Genomic DNA, 23,480 nt, shown 5'->3' with positions numbered 1-23,480 from the left:
TCGCATGAACTAGAGTGTATAGGTGATGTCTTTTGTCAATGCGTAAGTCCTAGATATATATCAAATTTTATTTTGTTACTTTAACATTAAAAAAATCAAATAACAACTTGATCTTTATAAAATTTTTTAGCCCTAGCAAATTACGTAAAATCATAGATGGCTTAGGAGAATTGCTGACATCAAAGTATTGGTCTAACCATTTAGATGCTAAATAAATAGCTTGATTCTGAACACTCACTGAATGTTTGCTAGTGGACAAGAAAGCAATATCAAGATAAACTCGCATCAAATTTTCACATTGTCCTGATGTGTAAAATTGCTGATGAGATTCCAAATATTGTTGATTTAGTTTAATTGCATTGTGTACTCCTTTAAACCACCTTTCAGGGTTTAGATTTTGATTGCGACATTCAGGCGTATGAATTCGGTATAATGCCCCTCTATTTTCTCCATAAGCAACCTGACACTTACTCACTAACTTATACCAAAAGGTAATATCTTCCCCTAATAACTGGTCTAACTCCTCTGGCCAGTAATATTCAGGAGAAATAGCTGTACGTTTTATTAAAACAGCATGAACAGCCCAAGGTGCAAAGGCGATGGAACTATCTCTTAAATCCTGAATAGTTTGTCCAATTCCTGTAGGTTTTTTCAGATTTATAACAGGTTTATTTTCATCCTGAAATTCTTGCCACCAACCACAAATAATATCAGCTTCCAAATTTTTATTCGCAACTTCTAACTGTTTTTCTAAATGATCTGATTCTAATAAATCATCCGCATCTAAAAATTGAATCCATGTCCCTTGAGAAAATTTTATGCCATAATTACGAGCAGCCCCTGGTCCTTTCCTCTCACTTGTTAATAGGTTAATCCGTTTATCTTTTAATTCAAATTCTTTAGCGATCGCTGCACCATTATCTGTTGAACCATTATCGATTATCAACATTTCCCAATCAAGATAGGTTTGAGAAAGAACAGAGTTAATCGTTTCAGAAATATATGCTGCTTTGTTATAAAGAGGCGTAATGATCGAAATAGTCGGCATAGATTATTCTGTGTCAATCCAGACAATTGCAGGCTAGTTTTGTTGAGGATTATTTCTGTAACTTTTCCAAACACCACTCATTTTTGTGCAGTACAGAGAAGATTTTCAATTCTTTCTAGTAATTGATTCTGTATTATATGAGGGTTAAACTCAGTTAGCGCCGTAATTCTCGCTTGTTGAGCATAGCATTTCTGCTGTTCTGGTGAATTCTTCAACTCCTCTAAGGCAGATACCATAACCAGAGGATTTTCATCATTCACACATACAGTGCGATCGCCTTTCCTGCCCCAACGGATAGCTGAACAATAATCTGGTCTCCAAATGACTAAAGATTTACCAAATTGGGCGTATTCAGTCAATTTAGAAGGAAAATTGGTTTCCATACGTCGCCGTAAAGCCGGATCAAAACTCATTGTGACTAAAAATACATCAGCCGCAGCTAAGTAAGTCGGCGGGGAAACTTATAACTATGTAACGAAAGGTTAACAAAGGCAAGAATTGTTAAATTTCATACGTTCTGTACGGGGAAACTTATAACTATGTAACGAAAGGTTAACAAAGGCAAGAATTGTTAAATTTCATACGTTCTGTACTATGCTTTCTTCTTTCTCCCCTAGCGTTTACTCCATTCATGACGGCATAAGCAAGGTCTAACTCATCGTCAAACATTTGTCCCGATAGCTCATCTTTTTTAAGATGCTGCCACTCCAATTCAATTGGATTCATCTCAGAGCAATATTTAGGTAAAAAGAAAATGTATAAATTCTGACTCTCCCATTTTGACCATAACTGTTGCACTTCTTTGCATCGGTGTATTGGACCGTTATCCTGTACTATTACTCTTATACGTCCCAATTTTTCCGCCTCTTGGGCTTCATGCTCCATCATTTGGATATAAGATTTGCGATTCACGCCGCCAATTACTAAACCGTAAACAAAGCTGATTAAAGGTTGAAGAAGACCAATAATACTTAATCTGCGTCCACGGCGTTTTGTTTGCTCTAAATGTTTTTGCTCACCTCGTTGGTAATATGTATAACTCGGCTCACTCCACATACAGAAACCTGATTCATCCAAATATTTCAGGTCTATTTCTCCCGCAGCAGCAGATAATTCCAACATATCTAGGTCTGCTTGCTTGATTTGTCTGGTTTTTGGGTCTTGTTTTCCTTTGTGGCTCTTTCTGGCTCGGTTCCAAATTATCCCCTTTTTTTGAGTACCCGTCTTAACCTATCGGGACTCAGTTTAATAGAGCGGTAAGCGAAGCTATGCCGAAGGCTTATCGCTTTCTAATTTTTGAGCTAATTGAACACTGTTGTATGTGCGTGGTTCTCTTTTAAGGCATTCCTCCAAAAATACTATGTCTGACTCCTTGTATTTCCGTTTTCCTCCTCGACCAGATTTTTCCCAGAGTCCTTGTAGACCAAGCTTGTCCCATTTATGTAAAACCTCTCTAACTGTTTGTGAAGTCCAGTTAAAATGAGCGGCTATTTTTTCCACGTACCAGCCATGTGCATTTAACCTAATGACCTCTGCTCGGTCTTTGACTTTCTGTGGTACATCCGCAACTCTTAGATTTAACAGGGTTTTATCTTGCTCACTTGTCAGAAATACCCTTAAACGAGCGCCCATATCTTAGTCACCTCGGTATATCTATTCTACGTATTTATTTATCTTTACATAGTTTGGTTTTTTCACGCCGACTTACTTAACCACTGATTTAACTCATCTCTGGGGGCAAAGTCTAACCATAAATTGCGACCGCTTTTTTCAAGGGTCAATTCTAGACCAAGAACAATTAAGATGATCATTGCCTCTGTTTAATCTATTTAAAGTTCTTCTTGATACGCATAAATAAAATTAGCAACAATCTTATCCCATGTGAACCTTTGAGAAGCATGAAAAGCATTTTTTCCCATTTGATAACCTAGTTCTTTATTTGAAAGTAAACTTACAATGCCTTTAGAAAGTTCATTTTCTTCTAATTGTACACGATTAAAATCAATCTCAGATCCCAAAAATAGAGCAGATTGATCACCCAAAAGCTCAACTAGAACAGGTAAACGCCTAGCTATAATAGGCTTTCGATATTGAGCAGCTTCCATAAAGATGATGCCAAATGACTCTCCTTGAGAGGGAACACACAAACAATCACAGGCGGCTAAAGCATCATTTTTCAGTTGATTATCTACATACTCTAAATCCAATAAATTTGGCATTTTAGGACTTCTTACAGAACCTGGCCCTATGCAGCATAAAACAAGGTTAGAAATCTGCGTTCTAGCTTTTTTCCATGCCGAAATAACTAAATCATAACCTTTATCTGGTTCTTTTCTTCCAACAAAAAGCACCAGCGGACCCTCAATACCATATAATTTGCGAAACCGTTCGGCATTGCCATCATTTCGATAATGGACACCACTACCAACAACATTGCAAGGTATGTTTATTTGTAATTTTTTGAGAAAGAATTGCCTTTCAAACTCTGTATAAAATAAAAGTCTATCTGCAAGTTTATAGAATCTAATTTCCTCAGCCGAATCTCCAATTTGGTTAGGATGAATTGTGGGCTGTATCAAAAACGGAATATTTAGATAAGAGGCGGCATAGTCAGCTGCATAACCCACAAGGGCAGTTGATTGTCCAACATGATGAATCAATTCACAATCAGAGAAATTTTTGATAGCAGTAGCTTTAACTTGCTGAATATATAGCCAAATAGCAAATCCAAGAAAAATTTTTTTATGGCATAAAGTTGTTATAAGAAACTGAATCGGTTTAATAAATTCTGGATAAATAAGGTGGCGTATTTCTACTCCATCTTGAAATATTTTATCTTCCGCCTCATTACTTAGCATATAACCTCGACCTTCGGGAATGAAAGTTGAAAATCTAGTTACAATCACTACCTGATGCCCTTGCTTCAAAAGTTCATAAGCTAATTGTTCAGCATGGCTTTGTAGCCCTCCTGTTGCTTGCTTGAACATCCAAATGCTAATAGCTATTTTCATGCTTCTAGTCTTAGATTTTTTGTAGAAATTAATTGATCAATATTTGATGAAAAAACATCCTGGATGTGCTTGGCATCAAAAATAGTATTGGCAGCTTTCCAGGAATTGTCAGAAAAACTTTGTAACGTTTCATTATTTCTAAAATTCGAGAGACTAGAAATCACAGCATCGGGATCTTCTTGAGTAATTGCTAGACCAGCCATTGTCTGTTTTACTATTCTCACTGGTTCACAGTAGGTCGGTCCCCATACAATTACTGGCTTTGCAAGCTGTGTATATTCTAAAAACTTTGTAGTAAAACTAGTTCTCATCATTATTTCAAGCTCTGGTGCAGAGGTCATAACAACCAAACCTATATGAGCATTGGCAATGTGCTGTTTCACTACTTCATGCTTGACAAATCCTTGATAAATACCAGCATCTTCTGCCCATTTTATATCCTCTTTTGACCAGTCTGGTTTACCCCCATAAATATGGAAAGTGATATCCTGTCTGTTGGCAATTAACCTGGCCAGTGACAAAATTTTTTGACCATAATATCGAACAGTTGTTCCTGCATAAATTAAACGAATGGGTTCATTAGTCTGAATATAATTTATCGGGGGGCGTTTACTGGGCTTTTCTCCTGGGCAAGGATAAAGAATTGGATTACAATTATGCTTACCAAGAAAATCTCTAAATCCTTCACTTGTACAAAAAGCGATTTTACTATCTTTATAGATTTGTCTAAATCTATTTTCCAAAATTTTACGCGTTAGTAAATAAGGAGCCTCACAAGGTGTATAGAATTGCCCCCTTGGCCACCAATCTTGAAAGTTAGAAACAAGAGGAATATTTAATTTTTTAGCAATTAATTGAGCAACCCAACTTAATGTATTGTCTGGAATAGTAACAATTATATCAGGCTCAAATGATTCCACCAACTTAATTAATTTTAAAGTGATTAAATACGGCTCTAATAACATCTCATATTGGGCAATTATTCTGCGAAATCTAGTCCTTGAAAGTCTTTTATGTAACCATGAACGTTTTATAGAAAACCATTTATTTTCTTCTCCTATTCCCTTAAAAGTTTTGTCTGTAACCACAAAGACATTCCATCTATTATCTCCGAAAAGATGACGCATCAAGACTAATGTTGCACCACTCACATTACTAGGCTCAGTCCAACCAATGTATGCAATTTTAGGAAGTTCCTGATTTTTCATATTGAGTAACTTACGTAATATTATTTAAGGATATCATAAGCCATATACAAACACATTAACTTTCGTAATTATAACTATTTGAGAGGTTACACCAATCTTCCTGTTTGGCAGCAAATTCAGCAATTTCTTGCAATACTTTATGTATACTTGTCTGAGGTATCCACTGCCAAACTTCTTCACATTTCCTTGCATCTAATACCATCCAAGGAATATCAAAAGCTCGTTCAGTATTGGTTTCTAGGACTTCATTACTAGCAAACTTGTCTGTACACCATTGAGTTAACTGGTGCAACGACATACTGTTATTTACTCCACCACTGACATTAACTACTCTGGGTTTATTTGTATTTAGTGGTTCGGGAAACTGTTTTTCTAACAAATTAATTAAATCCCGTGGATGTAAACAATCTCGAACTTGATAACCTTTTCCGCCAAAACCAATATATCTTAAAGGTCGCTGTTCTCGAAAACTGTGAATCCAAAAAGCAAAAAGCCCTTGTCCTGGATGGCCAAATTGTCCTGCTCCCGCCATGACACCACACCGATTAATCCAGACTGGAAAGTTGAAGGTTGCGCCATATTCTAGTGCCAAATGTTCTGAAGCTACTTTTGTGCTGCCATATAAAGATACTGGTGGAGCGGTGGAGTAGGTTTCGGTAACACCCTCTGGAGAAATCCCTTCTGGAAAAACTTGCTCAGGAATGGGATAAAATGCTCCATTTGCTTCAGCAACTTGCAACTGACTTAAGCCGGGGATGGAATAGACTCGGCTCGTAGATAGCAGCGTAAACCCAGATTGATGGCGTTTGCAATATTCTAGGAGGTTAATAGTGCCGATGAGATTGTGTTGCACCAATTGTAAACTACTGGTTTTACCATCCACTCCCGCCAAAACACTGGGGTTAGCAGCAGCGTCAATCACCCAATCGGCGGGAGGTAAAGCATTTACATCACTGCTGTGACGAATATCACCATGAATTACCTCAATTCCTCGTTGCTGTAAGGTTGATTTATTCAACCAACTGCCTGAGCGCGATAGATTATCAATGCCAAAAATTCGATATTCTGGAAAATATTCTTGTAATGCTTTGGCTAAGGTAGAACCGACAAAACCACAAATTCCTGTAATTAAAATTCGCATAACAATGTGGTGAAAATTAATACCTTATTAGAGGATAATTAGAGGATATTTGAACTATTTTTAGATAAAAAAATAAGATTTAAGGTATCTCTTAATTTACCCAATTTTCCAACCGCACTCCCGCAACGCGTCCAAATAGCCGTGACTTCTAGTCGCCAGTTGACACTGAGCGCAGTCGAAGTGGGCTAGGAGTAAATTACACTTTACAAACTTAACAATTGTCTGTCTTTGTATTTAGTCTTTGTTGCCAAGACATTACAATTTGCTCAATAGTTTCTTCTAAAGAGATGGTAATATCCCAGTTGGGGTAATGTTGTCGCATTTTATTTAAATCTGAGTAATAGCAAATATGGTCTCCTATGCGGTTTTCTGACACATAGACATATTTCATTTCTTTTTGACTATATTTTTGTACTAATTTAAATGCTTCTAAAATTGAGCAGCTATTTTGCTTCCCACCTCCGAGATTATACACTTCTGCTATTCGAGGTTCTGCAATAAACGCTTCAATAAATCTAGCTACGTCTAGGGAATGAATATTATCTCTAACTTGCTTACCTTTATAACCAAAAATTTTATACTCTCTACCTTCTAAGTTCGATTTGACTAAATAACTTAAAAAACCATGCAACTCAACCCCTGAATGATTGGGACCAGTTAAACAGCCCCCTCGCAAACAGCAAGTTGGCATATTAAAATAGCGTCCGTATTCTTGCACCATTACATCAGCTGCGACCTTAGAAGCACCAAATAGAGAATGCTTGGATTGGTCAATACTAAAGGTTTCTGGAATTCCCTCTTGATATGTGGGGTCATCATAATCCCATCGAGTATCTAGTTCTTTGAGCTTAATTGTGTTGGGGCGATCGCCATAAACTTTATTAGTGGACATATGGACAAAGGGCGATTTGGGGCAAAATTGCCGTGCTGCTTCTAGTAGGTTCAATGTCCCAACAGCATTGGTATCAAAATCATCAAAGGGAATGGCTGCTGCGCGGTCATGACTGGGCTGTGCTGCGGTATGAACAATTGCATCTGGTTGAAGACTTTCAATTAAATTCAGTACCCCTTGGCGATCGCGGATATCTAGCTCGTGATGGACAAAACCTTTCAGAGTGGATTGCAGTCGCTGTTGATTCCAACGAGTATCCCCTTGTTCACCAAAGAATACTGACCTTTGATTATTATCAACGCCATGAATCTGCCAGCCTTGATTGGCAAAATAAACACAAACTTCGGAACCAATTAAACCGGAGGAGCCGGTTACAATTAATTTTTTCATGATCATCTCCAGTTTAATAACTTGGCAAAATATGATAGATAATTTAGCTAAACTTCACGCTTCTACAGTTGACATTTTTCTGTTTGGGCTGTAAAAGTAACAAGTTGATCTATAGATTTGAGAAGTTGATTATGAATTACTAAAGGGTTAAATAGAGATTTTGACAATTCTTTCGCGGCTTGAGATAGATAAATTTGATAATCTATATCATCGTTAAGTTGAGATAGGCACTTAATTAAATCGGCCGGATCTGGGCTGGTAACAATTGATCCAGCAGAATGCTCTTGCAAAAAGTTTACAGCAGAACAATCTTTTGGACCCCAAGCAATAATTGGTTTACCGTATGCACTGTATTCAAGTATTTTGCTTGGAAAACTTGTTTGAACTCGACGTTTTAGTAATTTGTTAAAACTTGTAACCACGAGATAAGCATCTGCATCGGCAAGCACAGTCTGTCCTTCAGGACCGTACTTTGCTCGACCCCTGTAAAGAGAGTTTTTTTGAGCAAACTCTAAAATATTATCTGACCAGTCTGTTGCTAGACCGTATAACCTCAGATCCAACCAATCTTGAGGATGATCCTGAAGAAACTTAACTAGAGATTGAACAACTTGGCCATAATCATTTGCTAATAGGCCTAGATAAACAACTCGCAAAGGCTTCTTCTGTAATGTTCCTTTTGGGTCAGAAACTTCAGGGGAATGAAAACTGGGGATGGGATAAAGTACTTCTGAATTGCGATGGAAACCGAGTTCATTACGCATTGAATCACATACACACAGCGCTAAGTTGCTCTCTTGATACAAGCGACGAAATCTATAGTCTAGAAGTTGTTTTCTCCAACTGCGACAAGGTGTTAAATCAGGCCACCAATCATGGAAAAAGGTAATGAGAGGAAGTTTTAATTGGCGAGCAACACTGGAGGCAACAAAACCATAGCTTCCGTAAGCGATGGTTACTATTGCCTTGGGATTAAAGGTTAATACTTTGTCTAAAAGTGACGAACTGGCTCTATGTTCTGCCATCAGTACATTGAGTGCCACAAAATCTGGGTATAGTCTTGTTTTACTTATTCTTTCTAGTAAATTATCAAATGGTTGGTAATATGTTTTAATATACTCAATTGTCTCTGCGTAGGGTTCAATAATGGCTTCAAATTCAAAATCTTGACTTTCTATAAAATGTCTATACATTTGAAGTGGTCCGCCACCTGTTTGTTCACAAGGTAGTGTACCAATATACATTAGTCTTGTTTTCATCTTTGCTTATGGTGCTTTGACTGATTGTTTTGTGATGAGAATATCTATGCTTAATATGTGAATGGAAACGAAAACAAGATTTAATCAGTAAAGAATATTTTTCATGTTCCAGGTTGCAATTTCTTGCATTGCTAATTTCTTACCTTTTTGCTCAGAATCATAAAAGCGTTTACGCCTGGAATCCATGCGCCAGCGTAGATAATATTCATATATTCGTTGACTACGACAGGGATAAACAGGGATAATTGTCCTAAATGCGTTTAAGATTGTTACAGAATAAGCCATACCTTCCACCAGTTTTAGTAAATAATCTTCTTGTAAACGATTACTCGATATGAGATGAGTTAGTCTCAGAGAGGTAAATTGACCCGTGCCTAAGCCAATATCACAGGCTGTGAAAGCCAAGTCAGAATCTCCACAGGAAGTTAGTTGCTTGCCCTTACGATCTAATTTAATGCGAGTATTTTGGTTACATACTAATTCAGCGTACTTTTCAGCTACAAATTTACGAATGCAAAGACCAGCACCGCAAGGTGTTGTTTCATGCTGATGTAGTAAATTTGACCACTTATCTTGGTCGAATTCTCGAATTGCTAGCATTCCCCAATATGGCTTTGTCCATTCAGGTGGTTCAATTTCAAACTCTGCTCTAATTTGTCCACCCCAAGCACCAAGGAATGGGTAATCTTTACTAATTTTAAGAACTACTTCTAAATAATCATCATCTAAAACGTTATCATCATCTACAAACACTAAAGTTGCTGCTTTAGCTTCTTTTATGGATCTTAATCTAGCAGGAGTTAAGCCAAGTTCATCTTCACGAATATGGCGTGAGTGCGGATGCCAACTCAGATCAATTTCTGAAGCAAGTAATTTGTCACTGGCATTATCTATTAAAAGTAATTCCCATGTATTCACAGATAAGGTTTGATTCTTTAAAGCTTCTAAGACTCTTAAAAAGTAGTCCTGACGAGGGTTATAAGAACATATGATCACACTCAAATTAATGTACATATTTCAACTAATATTTATTGATTCTTTAAACATTTCAGGCATCAAATTTATGTGAGGTATATGCTTTACTACTAATTCTGTCATGTAGGCAAAATCTCCCGAAAATAAATCAGATAGTTCATGAGATACTGTGTATGACTGTAAGCCAAATATATCCCTAACATAAAAAAGAGATGTTGAAGTTGCGGAAACACAAGCAACCAAGTTGATTTCTTCAATAAATATTTCTATTGGCCAGTATATTGGCAAATTAAATTCTATTGGATGGAGTTCTTGAAACTGAGTTGCCAGTTCTTTGAAGAAAGGTTTATTAATTCTAGGATGTTCTTTCCAAAGAGGAGTTAAATTCTTTTTTTTGATAGTATTAAAAATTTTAGAATACATATTAAGTTCTTGCTCCCATGACATTAATCCCCATCTGGCGAAACATTGACCTGTTACTAAAACGTAATTATTAGATTTTGAGGTAATTTGTTTAGAAAAATCAATTTTCATACCTGCTCGGATGTTTTTAATAGTCAACAAAACGAATTCATTGTTAATTTTTATAATTTTACAATCAAGATACTGGGGTACAGGTAAAATACTATTTAATAGTAAGTATGATCTAGTTAGACGGTTAAGATGTTGGCGGCATAAACCATGATTTTTGAGTCGATGAGAAATATTAGCATTTTGTTGAATCCGTTTTTGAATTTTGTATTTAGCTATTCCTGGTTTAAATATTAATTGAAGGTGATTTAAGCGCCAATCTTCTTGTGGAGCATAAGTATGTAACCCATCTTCATATATTGATATTTGTGCATTAGGGAAGCTTTCCAATATTAACTTTTCTGCTGGATCAGTTAATTTACCTATCCAAATTTCTGGAAAAGTATTTATACCAATCCTTTCTCTAATTGCTTGTAATAGTTCTAAAATTTCAAAATTTGAATAAGTAATAATATTGCTATATAGCAAATCATCTACCCAAATAATTTTTCGCCATGTCCAAGCTAGGGATGCTATTTCCATCATCACCTTCTTCATACCATTAGATAAACCTGGCGCATATAGAAGAAGATAGTCATCACAAACATAAGAAGTAGGACTAGAAATTTGTGATAAAGCAGATATAACTACTATTAGTTGCCAAGTTCCATTCGCAACAATAAGACGATTCATTAAATGTAGATTACCTCTAATTTTCGTTTAGGGCTAATTTTTAGCGACCAAAGTAGGTTTCCAATCTTTCCAAAGCAATCCAAAAACCCTCACCTTCATTTTTATGACCTTGCCAAATTTCAGGGATAAAGGATGCATTGGGTGCAGTTTTCTTTAAATCTTCTGCTAAAGCCGGAAAGTCAATTCCTCCTTCACCAATCTGTAAACCTTCTCCATCCGAACCCTCAGAATCAGCAATATGTAAATGTGCTACATAAGCCCCGACTTGCTCAATAAACTCCTTGAATGACCATTTATGATGATTACACGCTAACTTGGAATGTGATATATCTAAACAGACACGATAGCCATGTTTGCGGCAAAAGTCGGCTGTATCCTGGGGGTCAACGAAAAGGTTATGATATCGCTGACCACCAAAGTGCCAAGGAAATGGCGGCATTGTCTGGGGAATGACTTCAACACCTGTAGCATCAAGCTGGGAAAGGCTATCACTTAGTAACTCATAAAGTTGCTCTCGTTGCGATCGCCCAATTTCCACATCTAAGGTAAAGCCTCCCACATTAGTTACTATACAGGGACGAACAGACCGCTTAAAGTAAGGTTTGAGTTTTTGTGTAATCTCAATGACTCGCTGGAGTTCGGCAATTGAACGCTGGCGATATGCCTCATTCTGAGAACAAAGATCCAGTAAGTGATCACCAGCAAATAATTCTGGCGCGTGAACTACTAAATCTAAATCATAAGGCTGTTGAAAAAACTGATGGATATCTTGTTCTAAATCTTTGTAACTCAGGTGAAACTCTAGCAGGTCAGGATTGGTTTTAGCCAGGAGAGCTTGAAAGTCATGATAGCGAACGGGCAAACCCCAAGGACGTTTAAAGTTGTAATTTCGTGCTTTTACCTGTTCATGTTCTAAATCGCTAGGGTAAAAGAAATCACCAGCTTTAAAGTTTCGTTTTGTCTGTTTACCAATCAGTTCAGTTTTGCGATTTGGCTGCAAACCTTTACCTGGGCTTTTTACCTCAATCATAGCTGCGGTAATCATTTCTCCTGCTGCTAAATCGCAATTAATCACCAAGCTTTTGGCTAATGTTTCCCGGTTCATTAACTCACCCTGGCTGAGTTTGCGATCGCCACTTTCCCCCAGGGACTGCTCAACTTGGCGAATCCCCTCCACCATCAAGCGAAACTCATCTGGTAACAGGCTAACTTTGTGATCGTTGCCTTCCATTGTTTTGTCTAGGGTGAAGTGTTTTTCAATCACCTTAGCACCCTTGGCTACAGAGGCGATCGCAACATTAATTCCTCGCTCATGTCCAGAGTAACCAACGGGACAGTCGCCAATTTCCTTTAATCGCTCTATGTAATTGAGGTTAACATCCTTAAATGGGGCTGGATAGGTTGAGTTGCAGTGAAGTAGCACATACATCGCTCCCAATCGCTTGAGTAAGGCCACTGCTTCAGATATTTCTTGCTCTGTCGCCATCCCTGTGGAACATAGCAACGGCTTACCTGTTTTCGCCAAGGCTGTTAAAAGGTCATGGTTTGTTAAATCAGCAGATGCAACTTTATACGCCTGCATCCCGTATTCTTCTAACAAAGCCAAACTTTCTAAATCCCAAGGAGTACACAGAGGTAATATTCCTTGGGAATGGCAATAGTCAAAGGCCGTAAAAAATTCTTTGGAAGTCAGTTGAAAGCGGGATAGTAAATCTAATGTGTACTGTGAACCTAAATCCTCACTGGCATCATTAGCATTGCCGGCGTTGCTATAGAGAGATTTGAGATCCCGCATTTGGAATTTTGCACAGTCAGCCCCTGCGGCTATAGCTTCATCAATTAACTGTTTTGCTAGTTCTAAACTACCATTGTGATTATTCCCAATTTCAGCAATTACAAATGTAGGAGATTGGACATCAATGATAAAATCACCAATGCGGATACCTGCGGATTTACGGCAAGCAACAGCTACTAAATGACGGTTTTTATCTAAAAGCGGGATAAATTCAATTTCTTTGGAAAAATCAGCCTTAATTTTTGCCAGGTCTTCTGTGTAATCAATATATTTATAGTTTTTATTAGAAATTTTAGAGACTGGTTGATTTAAATTAATGGTGTCTTGCTGCACTAACCAACGCCGAAAGTCTCCATCAGTGAGGACACCTTCTAAAACGCCTGCTTCGGTAACTGAAAAGATAATCCGGTTTTTATTATCGCTGATTTTTTTCAGCGCGTTGATAATATCGTCTTCAGCAAAAACGATATATTTTGATAAATTTTTATCTATAATCATTGTTTCTGATAATTAATTTCTATACTGACTGCTTATTGAGCAAAAATTCCACATATTCAAAATCCTCTAAAGAATCTATTTCGTGACTTTGCTCTTCATTCATGACAAACATAGAAATTTTACCCCCCAGTCGGTTATGTAATTCTTTTAATACCCAAGGTTTAAAGATATAAACTGAACCATTTTCCATATATTGGGGATTCATATCTTGGCGGCGCTGGCGCTGGCGGTAGTCATAATTAATAGACTCAGTAACACCGTTGACCTGATGCCAAAGAAAGCGATGGGTTGGGGAAACAGAGAGTAAGGAATCTGCATTTTCTGACCGCAATTGCTCGATAGCCCGATCAATGTCTGAGCCAGTACGCAAGGGAGATGTACATTGTAAAAATACAACCAGTTCAGGGCTGATACCTGTTTTTTCAATTTCAGTTAAAGCATGGATAAGAGCAGATTCGGATGATGCAGTATCTGTGGCCAGTTCTATTGGACGTTGAATTACTTCTGCGCCATAGCTGCGTGATACAGATGCAATTTCTGCGTCATCTGTAGTTACGTAGACGCGATTAACAAGCTGGGCTTCTTGAGAGTCTATTATGGAATAGGCAATGAGGGGTTTGTCTAGCAGGGGGCGAATGTTTTTACCAGGAATGCCTTTAGAACCACCTCTGGCTGGGATGATAGTAATGATTGAACTCAACGTTTTATAGTTTCAAGCGGTTTAAGGTCAGAGAAGTAGTCTTCAGCTAGTAGCACTCCGTTTTCGAGAAGTTGTTGCCGCAGTACTTTTGGAAGATAAACTGACGACTTAGGATCTTGAGCTAGCTGCCGCCGCATATTATTTTGGGCGAACTTAATGGTATATTCATTAGGATATCCAAATGTAAAAAAGATAGACAATCTATCTCCTGCAATGCTGTCATAGAAAGTTTTAAGCCAAGAATTAAACTTGCTATAGGGTATGCGAAATAGCTTATGTAAAACTCTTGTGAGAAGCCCAATCGGTTTGAGCAACCAGGGAACAGGAATAACCTCGGTTTGCCCTGTGTGGGTTAACCGAACATCAAAGATAACAATATCTCCTGCTTTAGTTCTCAAGTACACCTCTTCACCTTGGTCTAGCGTGGACAGGCGATGTGATTTACTCCGAACTCTTAATCCTCCGAGGTTGTAGTAGTGATCTTGAAGATAGATGGCGATTTTATAAACTTGACAATCATCTAGGTTATAACTAGGTTTCTCAAAATAACCACCTTCCATAACCATCATGCCATCATCTTTATGCCAACCACTTAAAGTACGACTGTGAACGTCACAGTGACTTGTAAACATGATATTTTCTGTTTGTAAGAGTTCTCTCATAATTGATAGAACTTTAGGATGATAGAAAATCCAAGCTAAATTTGGAAGTACGCACGCTGCATTAGGTTGTGTTTTACCTCCGTAAGAACTAAAACTTATATCACATTTATTCATATAATTTGTTACCGAGTTTCGGAGATTTGCTATCTCTTCATCTCGAAAAACATTATTAATTATGAGAAAACCATTTTCGGTAAGGCTATTTTGAAAATCCATTTTTTCTTCTTTCATTATTGAGTCTTTAAATATTATCAATAATTTCCATGAAATTACTTCAGGAAAAGAGTAAATTCTAAGCTGTTACTAAGAGTCGAGATTTAATTTCATCCACATCTAAGTTTACTTGCTGGATTTTTTCTATCATATCGGGCCTAACGTGACATTTTCTAATCTCTTGTTCTATGAAATTGTAATCTATCAAGCTATTGTTTAAACACTCTTTAATAAGAGCAAAAAATAACTGTTCCTGGTTATAATCTGGGTGCTGACGATAAAAAGATGTTTTCTTATAACCTTTCAAAAAAAGCTTAATCTGTTTTTTAAACCAGCCTAAAGACAGGTTAAAACCTTTATATGTATTATTTAGATTTTCTGGACGATACACAAGTCCTGTTTTCCAGGGCTGAGTAATTTGAGTGGTATTGTGCAAGAGCTTAGTTTTACTATTGAGTGTGTCGTAATGATTCCACTCTTCAGGTAAGTCACCCACTATCTCAGGATCTTCAGTATTTAGCCCAATCCAATCTTGCAAGTCTCGCTTCTTGGCAAAAACTTCATCTATTTGATTCTCCCATTTCCAATGGGTTAACTTTTCACAATCTAGGAGCATCACACTTGAGTTGTGACTGATGACTTTTTCTCCAGAAAGAACTGGCCTTGCGAGAATTGCTTTACCAGCCATATCAAAAGTTAATAGATCATAGATATCATTTACAGCAAAGATGTCTGGATCAATTACAACTGCTTTACCTATATAGTGCATCAGTTGGGGAACAATAAATCGTAATGGCAAGAAGGATTGAGGTACATCCTTATACCACCCAGCCTGCTTGCCATTTCTAATACACTTAGAACCGTGATATTTTAAGATATGAGGAAAGCTTTCAATTCTGATAATGCGAGTCTCGAAATCATCTGCATGGCAGGACATTCTCTTAAGTGCATATAAAGCAACATTTGCTGCTAGAATTTCATGGCAACTTGTGTGAATAAAAACTGTTGGTTTCATACTCAATTATTCCACCTTATTAAATACTATAGAGAAAAAAAGCTTTAGCTTGAACGTTTGGCTACTATACGAATCCATTGACCTTGCTCTTTACCTGACCAATATGTTTGAAAAATAGATGTATCCTCTTTGTCAAGAGGTATTCTCCTCCTAAATAAAACTGTTTTTAATTTCTTGTGGATACGTTTAGTAAGCTTGATGAGGCTATTGGTTTTAGCAATAGTGTTTGGATTTGGAGGAAAAAATCCCTTAATATTGTGTCCGCAAGTCTTTAGCAACAACACTTGAAAGCCACTTGCTTCTAATAATGTCCGTATTGAATTGGGAGAGAAAAAGAATAAATGCCCTTGGTGTGTTGCGGGTGGAAATATACTGGGATTAATGCAATTCTCTATACCTAATGCATACTGGTTGGGAACTTCGAGAAACAAAATACCATCTTCTTTGAGAACTTTTTTAAGAGCAATAAGGTAAGATAAGGGGTCAGTTAGGTGTTCAAGAATATGAGATGAGCAAACAAGATCAAATGTCTGATCTAATCCGTTAGTATCATTAATATCAAAAAGAGTATTCTTAACAGTTCCATTTTGCAAAAACTTACCTAAACGAGAATTGGCTAAATCAGCCATTCTTTGATCTATTTCATACCCAAGTACTTCACATTCTTTTTCAGCAAACTTAATTAAGACAGAACCATCTGAGCAACCCACATCTAAGACTTTCAAGTGTGAACAGTTATCTATAAAGGGCGCAATTAGTTCAAATTGCGCATTAGCTCTTTGTAAGCTGATTTTCAATCGGTTTTCAATAGCATTTGCGTCATCTTCTTTAACATAGAACCCAGGTCTATAAAAATCTTCTACCTGATTTGCTTTGGGTAAAGGATGAGTAAAACCAACTTCATACTTGATGGACTTATAAACATTGCATCCTTCAAAAGATGGATGCTTGCCGAGTAGGTCTAACTTCTCATCATCAGGAATAAATGGTAAAAGGTGGTTATGCATATTAGTTATTTATTGAGGTTTAGTTCCTGCATAATATACCAACCAGTTTTCCCTCCAGCCACCTAGATAATCAACTGGTACAGCATCCGCCAAATTAGGCCATAAGCCTTGAATATTGTAACGCCTTGGTCCAACATTAAAATTTGATTCCAGCTTTTGTAAATCTCTAAACAAAAAGGCAAGACAGTCTGGAGAAAAACGCCAGTAATCTATAGGAACAGGATGATATCGCCAAGACCAAACAGTTGAAATATAACAAAAACCACCTGGCTTTAGAAGTCTCACAATTTCTTGAGCAGCTTTCCAAGGTTCATTAATATGCTCGAAAGTTTGATGAGATACAATTATATCAAAAGAGTTGTTTGGTAAATCTATTGGTTTAGTTATGTCACCAACAATAGTTGGTAGATTTTCGTTATAATCAATATCAAGATTAAGATATTCAAATTCTGGAAAAAACGTCATAGAATTTTGACTGTTTGATCCTCCTATCTCTAAAATTTTTCCTTTTTTTATATTAGTATTTATATTGAATGATTCAAATAGTATTCGCGAATGTTCATGAGTACTTTTATGAAATTCAATAGCTTTAGTAGAGAGGGTTTCGTCAGATTTTACTATTCTAGTTTTATATTCAGCAAGTTCAGAATTATTCACGACTGTCAATGGCTTATCATTGAGTAGCCTAAAGGACAAATTATTTAGGATGCGCCCTATTATTTTTCTGGTCTTCATAGTTGTTATTACCAAAATCTTTACAAATACAGTAACAAAATATTGTGATTTATGACTATTTATTTAATTCTTCAATTTTGAACTTACCTCACTAGTTCCCACGCATGAGGTTGATAAAACAAAGACCTATTCATGCAAAAATAACTCTCTACGACAAAAGGTAAATTGTCGGCATAATCAATTACTGAAATTTTATTATGCTTGATGATAACTTTCATAATATAATTACCTGGACATAAGCACAATTGAGGAATTGTCATCTTTAAAATGCTAATACCTAATGGGGCTTTCATGAAAAAACCTTCATTTCCGCTATCGATTGATAACATCACATCGTTTTCTCCAGATTCTTGAGTAATAAGAATGTAGGCACTTATTTTATTTATTAATTTTTTTGCATATAGCTTTACACAAACTTGAACTTCTTCTCCAGTTTTTACTGGACTGATAATTTCTCCTAAAGAATTCTGAAAGGATATAGAAATAATACCTAAATCTTCAAGGATATTTTCCGTTTGATTGATTTCCCAAAAATTATGACATTGTATGTTTTGCTTAAGGGAGAAAATATCTTGTTCGTATTGCCGAATGACATGATTAACACTGCCAGAATCTATGACTTCTCCTTTTCTTAGGTATACAGCATGAGTACATGCAGTGAAAATTGCCTGTGTGTTGTGAGAAACCAGGACAAAGCTAACGCCCTTATCGCGTAAGTTAGAAAGTCTACGATGGCATTTTGCTCTAAACTTTATGTCACCAACCGATAATACCTCATCAATCAATAAAATATCTGGCTCAGTATGAATCGCACTTGCAAACCCCAACCTTGCCGCCATGCCCGAACTATAACTCTGCACTGGCGCATCAATAGCTTCCCCAATCTCGGCAAACTCTACAACCTGATCAAACCGCTCATCAATCTCCTCTTTGGAAAGCCCCAAAATCGACATATTGACATAAATATTTTCCCGTCCCGTTAAAATTGGGTTAAACCCAGCCCCCAACGCAATCAACGGCGCAACCCGTCCCTTAATCTCTACCGAACCATGATCCGGCTTAATCAAACCACTAATAATCCTGAGCAGCGTTGTTTTACCAGCACCATTAGCCCCCACCAAACCCAACGCCTCACCCCGGCGCAGTTCAAAACTGACATCATTCAGCGCCCAAAACTCACCCTTGCGTAACGCTACATCTTTTCGCCGAGCGCCAAACACCTCACCACCTATATCTTGTATCCCATAAAACAGCGACCGCTTCAAATCCCGACAAAACCGCTTGGATACATTCTTCACCGATAAAACAACTTCGTCATCTTGTGGTTGTTCAAAAGTGTCTTGATCAGATGTGAGCAAAGTCATAGCTAGTAATGAATATAAGTTTAACTACAAATACAATCAGGGGATAAATTACGAACTCATGCGCTCCACAACAAACGGTATTGCCAATCTATACCATACCCAAGCTATTAATAACACCCCAAACGCCAAACCACTAACAACCCAGAAACCAGCTGGGTTAGTAACTAAGCCACTTGTGGCTAAATCTCGTGTAGTCACCAACAAAGGTGTTACCGGATTTAAATTAACAATGGTAGCAAACAATCCCTCTTTAGGAGTCGGATAAATCACCGGAGTCAACAACAACCAAGGAGACACAATTAACGGTATAGCTTTAGCTATATCTCCATATAAAGCCCCAATAGGAGCCAACAACAAACCAATTCCCGTACCTAATATGACCAAATGAATCAAAGCCACTGGCGAAAGCAATATACTCCAAGTCACCGGAATCTGGAACCAAATAAACAAGCCCAAAATCAAAATTAACTTAATGCCAAAGTTAAAAAATACTTCCCCCAACTTAGCTAATATAATCGCCTCTTTTGGAAAGTTAATTTTTGCCAGCATTGGTTTAGCTGCACCTACAGCCGCAATTGGTCCACTCAATGATTCCACAAAAGTTTGCCAGAGTGCCATGCTAAACATTACATAAGCCGGATAGGGAATTGCTGTCTCTCCTATATTTACCGCCCCAGCATTGCGCGCTACAAGCAACCCACCAGCCGTAATAATCGGTGGTAAAAATGCCCACAAAACCCCAAACAAAGACTGTCGATATTGAGCGCTAATATCTCTGACCAATAATCGCCATGCTAATTCTCTTGAAGCCAGCAAATCTCGCCCCATCTCCCGAAATAATTGCAATGGGTGGCGAATCCTACTTTCTGATGTATAAATAACTTTGGTAGAAACTGTATTACGTTGCCTCACATTAAAATTACCTGCTATGTGTCTGTAATTAAATAAAAAAAGTTATGTAGTACCAATTATTTTTGAAGCTGTATATTATTTTGACCACCTTAAATTACAAAAAGCCTGTTCTCTCCTCGCTTGCGGGGAGGGTTAGGGAGGGGTTCTTTCTACGCTTCTTTATATGAAATTGGTATAAGCTTGTTTATAACAATACTGTACTGTCTGTAAGCTAATTTTCGATTTTATTTACTCTCCATCGCCTTTTCAAAATCATCGGTCGTATTACACAAAAACTGCGGATTTAATATTTCTGCAATGCTATAAGGACAAGTCTCTAAAAAAGTAGCTAAACCTAATCCTGTTTCTGCCGATGCTTCCCGGCGAGCATTTCGATAAGCTTTGGGTAAAATATCAGGAATATATTGCTGTAAACTAGGTTTTTCTGCTAGTAAATCCTGTAAATCATCTCTTTGGTTAGCAATGGTTGTAAACCAACTTATAGAACGTTTTGCAGGCTGATATTGCCACTTGAGTAAATGAGCCAGTAAAACTACCAAGCGGTTTTTAAACTCATTCTTTTCCCTAATACCCATAGCATCTAACTCTTCCGCCAGATTTTCCCAGTCTAAAGCTGTGACATCCCGATTCGTTAAAGCTAAATGTTGCTGATTTATCCAACCTAAAAAATCTGTTTCGTAGAGAGATGACTTAGACATAAAATCTTCTCCCGCAAACCTATAAATGGCTTAATTATAAGCAATAAAAAGAATTGAGGGTATGAGAGCTTAGTTGTTTGGCATTCTTGCGCGTAAACTCGCCCACAGAAGGATTACCATAAGGATCAATCACCCCTGTTACCTGCTGCCATAGTTCCCTGGGTGCTAAGGAAATGTTATATGTTCCATTATCGGACTGACGCACATAATACCAGTTTTTTTGCTGACACTGTTCACACCAAAAACCTTCTAACCACTCTCCTTGTATGGGAACGGCTGTATGATTCGTTATTGACAAGCATGCAGCTCGCCGACTGAAGCCCCGTTGCTGTAACTGACCTGGTTGGTCAGCGAAAAGTCTATATTTTTGACTGACGCTATCAAGGTGACAGGCGTGAATGGGACAGTAGATAGCTCTACGTTTGGAACGTTTCCGATTTCGGTCACACCTTCTCTGCAATTCGACCTCCTAATATAACTAACAAGGATGGTTACGTTTGGAGGGACTGAGATCAATTAGACCATCGAAGCCCTACTCCTCAAAACTAGCACTCTATATTTAGAGAAAGTATGAATTTTTTTGTGGATGCTTGATACGATTAAACTATGTATTTTAACCTCCTAATAATCTCTTATTTATAAACCCAGAGGGGTATTTTTTACCCCTATTTTTCCTGCATCACTTATAGCACATAAGGGTAACTTTGACATCAAAACTTACTTGAAGCATTCACCCTGGATGTGGGTCGTTGCAAACTACATGAGATTATACCTCTTTTATGTTCAATGCCTGATGGAAAACATCCAGGTATTGTTGAGCAATTATTTTAGGTGTAAAGTTGCCTTGCAGATACTGACGGGCAGCGTTGCCCATCTGTTTCCCTAGTTGTTGATTATGCCTCAGCAGGCGAATAAATTCTGCTAGTCCATGACCATCACCATGATCAAATGCTGCACCACAGTTGGCTTCTTTGATTATTTGTCTCAAGCTGGAGTAGGGTGAACAAACTACTGCCAATGGCCTGCCTGTTGCTAAGGCTGAGTACAATTTGCTGGGTAACACTAAACTTTCACTAGATGGGTTAAGACTGACTAAGGACAAATCACTAGCTGTGAGAGAATAGGGTAAAACATCTTTATCTTGATAAGGTAAAAATGTAAAGTTGTTTAAGCCTAATTCATAGACTTGTGCAATCAATTGTTCCCGTTTAGCTCCCCCACCAATACAGACAAACTGGACTGGCTCATTTTGCAGTTCCGTAGCAGCTTTTAATAGGGTATCTATGTCATGACAGCGACCCATGTTACCAGAGTAAAGCACAGTGAATTTATTCACTAAGTTGTGCTTCCAAGCGAACCAGTTTTCTTCCTTGGCTATGGGGACTATCAAGTCTGGGTTAGCCCAGCTATGTATTACAGAAATTTTGTGACTTACTTGGGGACAGGATTCGAGGATACGCTGTTTCATCTCCGGGCTAAGAACTACAATTGCTTTGGCCTTGAGCCACACTCGTTGATTAATAGCTTGCCAAAGTTTAGCTACCCAATGATTTTGAGAGATTACACCCAAGGTAATAGCAATATCTGGGTATAGATCATACACTATGCATACATAGGGGAGTTTAAATAGGAGGTTTACTAAATAACCTACAATTGGCAAAAATGGTGGGGCTGTAGTTACTAATAATAGATTGTTACGTCGCCAAGCTCTTAGGAGATAGAGGAAAGTACGTAAAGTATATAAGATACCATTTACTAATTTACCACGAATTCTGCCTGGAAAAAGTTGTGCGCTGCGCGATCGCTGAATCTTAATCCGATCAATACGTTCTAAATATGGGGCTTTACTTAATCTAAAGGCATATCCAGGCTGACTGGTAAAAACCTCAATATTTATACCTTGCTGGCCTAGCTGGTTGACAAGTTCCTCTATCAACTGACCTGTAGCAGCATAGTCTGGGGGAAAAAACTGTGTAACTACAGATAAATTAATTGATTGCTGGATTTCAGAATTATCGTGATATTTATCTGCTGATTCAAAAGCGATGGATGCTGGTATTATCTTTTGATTAATTGATTTGTTCAGTTTCATCTATCATCGTATAGTAAAGAAATTTTCTTAAGAATTTACCAAACCACTGAAAGTTATTAATAAATCATATTCATTCATATTAATCCAATGTAGTTTTCCGTCTGTTGCCTAAACAAATGTGTGTTTGATGTTGTTTCGTGGTTGGATGATGCATATCAAATGGATGAATTGAGCATTGATATCAGGTGTAAAGGTAGATAATGAGATTTTTTTGCTGTAGGTAAGACAATATGATTATCCCATTAAGTAGCCCTAACTTTTGTAATGAAGCCCAAATCTGAATTATGCACTCATCTAAATTGCTTACCCATAGTGGGTAAGTATAGCCTAGCAACCTACGTTATTACACTGGAGAAATTTAATACTAACCTAAAATGATTATGTTGTCATCTTGCACCGTATTCTTCATGAAAAAATTACTGTAAGGAATTAAATTTCAATAAGTATTTAAAGTATTTATAAAGCCGTATCTTTAACAAAGAGAGCAATAGTACAAATACTTATACAATGCACCTATATACCAGAATTTGATGAAGATTAGATTTTTGTTTGACTAAAGATTATGAATTTTTACTATAATTGGGCTAAATCAGCAAGTCCTAATTAATGTTACCAATTATACTGAAAAGTGTTTGCTGAAGAATTTACTGATTTATAAAATC

The 23,480-nt window shown here is 37.3% G+C and carries 20 protein-coding genes and 1 pseudogene; all 21 read right to left on the bottom strand.

Annotated features, from left to right (window positions below):
• Positions 1-67: 67 nt before the first annotated feature.
• The 21 genes and pseudogenes from ACM0OP_RS08210 to ACM0OP_RS08110 all read right to left on the bottom strand — a co-directional run bounded on the left by ACM0OP_RS08210 (position 68) and on the right by ACM0OP_RS08110 (position 22,818).
• On the bottom strand, positions 68-1,048 hold the full coding sequence (locus ACM0OP_RS08210; protein WP_414527908.1) for a glycosyltransferase family 2 protein: 981 nt from the start codon (positions 1,046-1,048) through the stop codon (positions 68-70).
• Between the two features lie 77 nt (positions 1,049-1,125).
• On the bottom strand, positions 1,126-1,461 hold the full coding sequence (locus ACM0OP_RS08205; protein WP_414527907.1) for a glycosyltransferase: 336 nt from the start codon (positions 1,459-1,461) through the stop codon (positions 1,126-1,128).
• A 139-nt stretch (positions 1,462-1,600) separates the two neighbouring features.
• A pseudogene (locus tag ACM0OP_RS08200) lies at positions 1,601-2,680 on the bottom strand (IS630 family transposase).
• A 197-nt stretch (positions 2,681-2,877) separates the two neighbouring features.
• Positions 2,878-4,059: a glycosyltransferase family 4 protein gene (locus ACM0OP_RS08195; RefSeq protein ID WP_414527906.1), complete on the bottom strand. Its 1,182-nt coding sequence runs from the start codon at positions 4,057-4,059 to the stop codon at positions 2,878-2,880.
• Positions 4,056-5,267 (bottom strand): glycosyltransferase, encoded by a 1,212-nt coding sequence (locus ACM0OP_RS08190; RefSeq protein WP_414527905.1) that lies wholly within the window; start codon positions 5,265-5,267, stop codon positions 4,056-4,058. The genes ACM0OP_RS08195 and ACM0OP_RS08190 overlap by 4 nt, the downstream gene beginning before the upstream one ends.
• A gap of 55 nt (positions 5,268-5,322) precedes the next feature.
• Positions 5,323-6,408, bottom strand: a complete 1,086-nt coding sequence (locus ACM0OP_RS08185) for an NAD-dependent epimerase/dehydratase family protein (protein WP_414527904.1) — start codon at positions 6,406-6,408, stop codon at positions 5,323-5,325.
• A 211-nt stretch (positions 6,409-6,619) separates the two neighbouring features.
• Entirely contained in the window at positions 6,620-7,690 is a 1,071-nt protein-coding gene (locus ACM0OP_RS08180) for an NAD-dependent epimerase/dehydratase family protein (protein WP_414527903.1), read from the bottom strand.
• A 62-nt stretch (positions 7,691-7,752) separates the two neighbouring features.
• Positions 7,753-8,949, bottom strand: coding sequence for a glycosyltransferase family protein (locus ACM0OP_RS08175; protein ID WP_414527902.1), 1,197 nt, complete (start codon positions 8,947-8,949; stop codon positions 7,753-7,755).
• A gap of 84 nt (positions 8,950-9,033) precedes the next feature.
• Positions 9,034-9,945: a glycosyltransferase gene (locus ACM0OP_RS08170; RefSeq protein ID WP_414527901.1), complete on the bottom strand. Its 912-nt coding sequence runs from the start codon at positions 9,943-9,945 to the stop codon at positions 9,034-9,036.
• Between the two features lie 21 nt (positions 9,946-9,966).
• A complete protein-coding gene (locus ACM0OP_RS08165; protein WP_414527900.1) occupies positions 9,967-11,127 on the bottom strand; it encodes a polysialyltransferase family glycosyltransferase in 1,161 nt (386 codons plus the stop codon).
• Between the two features lie 40 nt (positions 11,128-11,167).
• A complete protein-coding gene (locus tag ACM0OP_RS08160) occupies positions 11,168-13,420 on the bottom strand; it encodes an N-acetylneuraminate synthase family protein (protein WP_414527899.1) in 2,253 nt (750 codons plus the stop codon).
• A 19-nt stretch (positions 13,421-13,439) separates the two neighbouring features.
• Positions 13,440-14,120 (bottom strand): acylneuraminate cytidylyltransferase family protein, encoded by a 681-nt coding sequence (locus ACM0OP_RS08155; RefSeq protein WP_414527898.1) that lies wholly within the window; start codon positions 14,118-14,120, stop codon positions 13,440-13,442.
• Positions 14,117-15,013: a phytanoyl-CoA dioxygenase family protein gene (locus ACM0OP_RS08150; protein ID WP_414527897.1), complete on the bottom strand. Its 897-nt coding sequence runs from the start codon at positions 15,011-15,013 to the stop codon at positions 14,117-14,119. Before ACM0OP_RS08150 ends, ACM0OP_RS08155 begins: the two co-directional genes overlap by 4 nt.
• A 61-nt stretch (positions 15,014-15,074) precedes the next feature.
• Positions 15,075-16,010 carry a hypothetical protein gene (locus tag ACM0OP_RS08145; RefSeq protein ID WP_414527896.1) on the bottom strand — a complete coding sequence of 312 codons (936 nt, stop codon included), beginning with the start codon at positions 16,008-16,010 and terminating at the stop codon, positions 15,075-15,077.
• A 44-nt stretch (positions 16,011-16,054) separates the two neighbouring features.
• Complete coding sequence (locus ACM0OP_RS08140; protein ID WP_414527895.1) at positions 16,055-17,017, bottom strand: class I SAM-dependent methyltransferase; 963 nt, start codon at positions 17,015-17,017, stop codon at positions 16,055-16,057.
• Between the two features lie 9 nt (positions 17,018-17,026).
• Entirely contained in the window at positions 17,027-17,674 is a 648-nt protein-coding gene (locus ACM0OP_RS08135) for a class I SAM-dependent methyltransferase (RefSeq protein ID WP_414527894.1), read from the bottom strand.
• A 161-nt stretch (positions 17,675-17,835) separates the two neighbouring features.
• On the bottom strand, positions 17,836-19,116 hold the full coding sequence (locus ACM0OP_RS08130) for an ABC transporter ATP-binding protein (protein WP_414527893.1): 1,281 nt from the start codon (positions 19,114-19,116) through the stop codon (positions 17,836-17,838).
• A gap of 48 nt (positions 19,117-19,164) precedes the next feature.
• Positions 19,165-20,028: an ABC transporter permease gene (locus ACM0OP_RS08125; protein ID WP_414527892.1), complete on the bottom strand. Its 864-nt coding sequence runs from the start codon at positions 20,026-20,028 to the stop codon at positions 19,165-19,167.
• A gap of 224 nt (positions 20,029-20,252) precedes the next feature.
• On the bottom strand, positions 20,253-20,726 hold the full coding sequence (locus ACM0OP_RS08120) for a DUF29 domain-containing protein (RefSeq protein WP_414527891.1): 474 nt from the start codon (positions 20,724-20,726) through the stop codon (positions 20,253-20,255).
• A gap of 34 nt (positions 20,727-20,760) precedes the next feature.
• Complete coding sequence (locus ACM0OP_RS08115; RefSeq protein ID WP_414527890.1) at positions 20,761-21,186, bottom strand: hypothetical protein; 426 nt, start codon at positions 21,184-21,186, stop codon at positions 20,761-20,763.
• Positions 21,187-21,492: 306 nt separating this feature from the next.
• Positions 21,493-22,818, bottom strand: coding sequence for a glycosyltransferase family 4 protein (locus ACM0OP_RS08110; RefSeq protein ID WP_414527889.1), 1,326 nt, complete (start codon positions 22,816-22,818; stop codon positions 21,493-21,495).
• Positions 22,819-23,480: the final 662 nt, after the last annotated feature.

It is taken from the genome of Nodularia chucula CCY0103 (assembly GCF_963923915.1).
Taxonomy (GTDB): Bacteria; Cyanobacteriota; Cyanobacteriia; order Cyanobacteriales; family Nostocaceae; genus Nodularia; species Nodularia chucula.
The sequence above is the reverse complement of the archived record's forward strand: the minus strand, read 5'-3'. Positions and strand labels throughout refer to the sequence as shown.

What these genes read in the sequence shown, in the direction of transcription:
- ACM0OP_RS08195 (WP_414527906.1), bottom strand. Translation starts at nt 4,059, where the DNA reads ATGAAAATAGCTATTAGCATTTGGATGTTCAAGCAAGCAACAGGAGGG.
- ACM0OP_RS08165 (WP_414527900.1), bottom strand. Translation starts at nt 11,127, where the DNA reads ATGAATCGTCTTATTGTTGCGAATGGAACTTGGCAACTAATAGTAGTT.
- ACM0OP_RS08185 (WP_414527904.1), bottom strand. Translation starts at nt 6,408, where the DNA reads ATGCGAATTTTAATTACAGGAATTTGTGGTTTTGTCGGTTCTACCTTA.
- ACM0OP_RS08145 (WP_414527896.1), bottom strand. Translation starts at nt 16,010, where the DNA reads ATGAAACCAACAGTTTTTATTCACACAAGTTGCCATGAAATTCTAGCA.
- ACM0OP_RS08150 (WP_414527897.1), bottom strand. Translation starts at nt 15,013, where the DNA reads ATGAAAGAAGAAAAAATGGATTTTCAAAATAGCCTTACCGAAAATGGT.
- ACM0OP_RS08110 (WP_414527889.1), bottom strand. Translation starts at nt 22,818, where the DNA reads ATGAAACTGAACAAATCAATTAATCAAAAGATAATACCAGCATCCATC.
- ACM0OP_RS08120 (WP_414527891.1), bottom strand. Translation starts at nt 20,726, where the DNA reads ATGTCTAAGTCATCTCTCTACGAAACAGATTTTTTAGGTTGGATAAAT.
- ACM0OP_RS08160 (WP_414527899.1), bottom strand. Translation starts at nt 13,420, where the DNA reads ATGATTATAGATAAAAATTTATCAAAATATATCGTTTTTGCTGAAGAC.
- ACM0OP_RS08205 (WP_414527907.1), bottom strand. Translation starts at nt 1,461, where the DNA reads ATGAGTTTTGATCCGGCTTTACGGCGACGTATGGAAACCAATTTTCCT.
- ACM0OP_RS08190 (WP_414527905.1), bottom strand. Translation starts at nt 5,267, where the DNA reads ATGAAAAATCAGGAACTTCCTAAAATTGCATACATTGGTTGGACTGAG.
- ACM0OP_RS08210 (WP_414527908.1), bottom strand. Translation starts at nt 1,048, where the DNA reads ATGCCGACTATTTCGATCATTACGCCTCTTTATAACAAAGCAGCATAT.
- ACM0OP_RS08130 (WP_414527893.1), bottom strand. Translation starts at nt 19,116, where the DNA reads ATGACTTTGCTCACATCTGATCAAGACACTTTTGAACAACCACAAGAT.
- ACM0OP_RS08140 (WP_414527895.1), bottom strand. Translation starts at nt 17,017, where the DNA reads ATGCATAACCACCTTTTACCATTTATTCCTGATGATGAGAAGTTAGAC.
- ACM0OP_RS08180 (WP_414527903.1), bottom strand. Translation starts at nt 7,690, where the DNA reads ATGAAAAAATTAATTGTAACCGGCTCCTCCGGTTTAATTGGTTCCGAA.
- ACM0OP_RS08175 (WP_414527902.1), bottom strand. Translation starts at nt 8,949, where the DNA reads ATGAAAACAAGACTAATGTATATTGGTACACTACCTTGTGAACAAACA.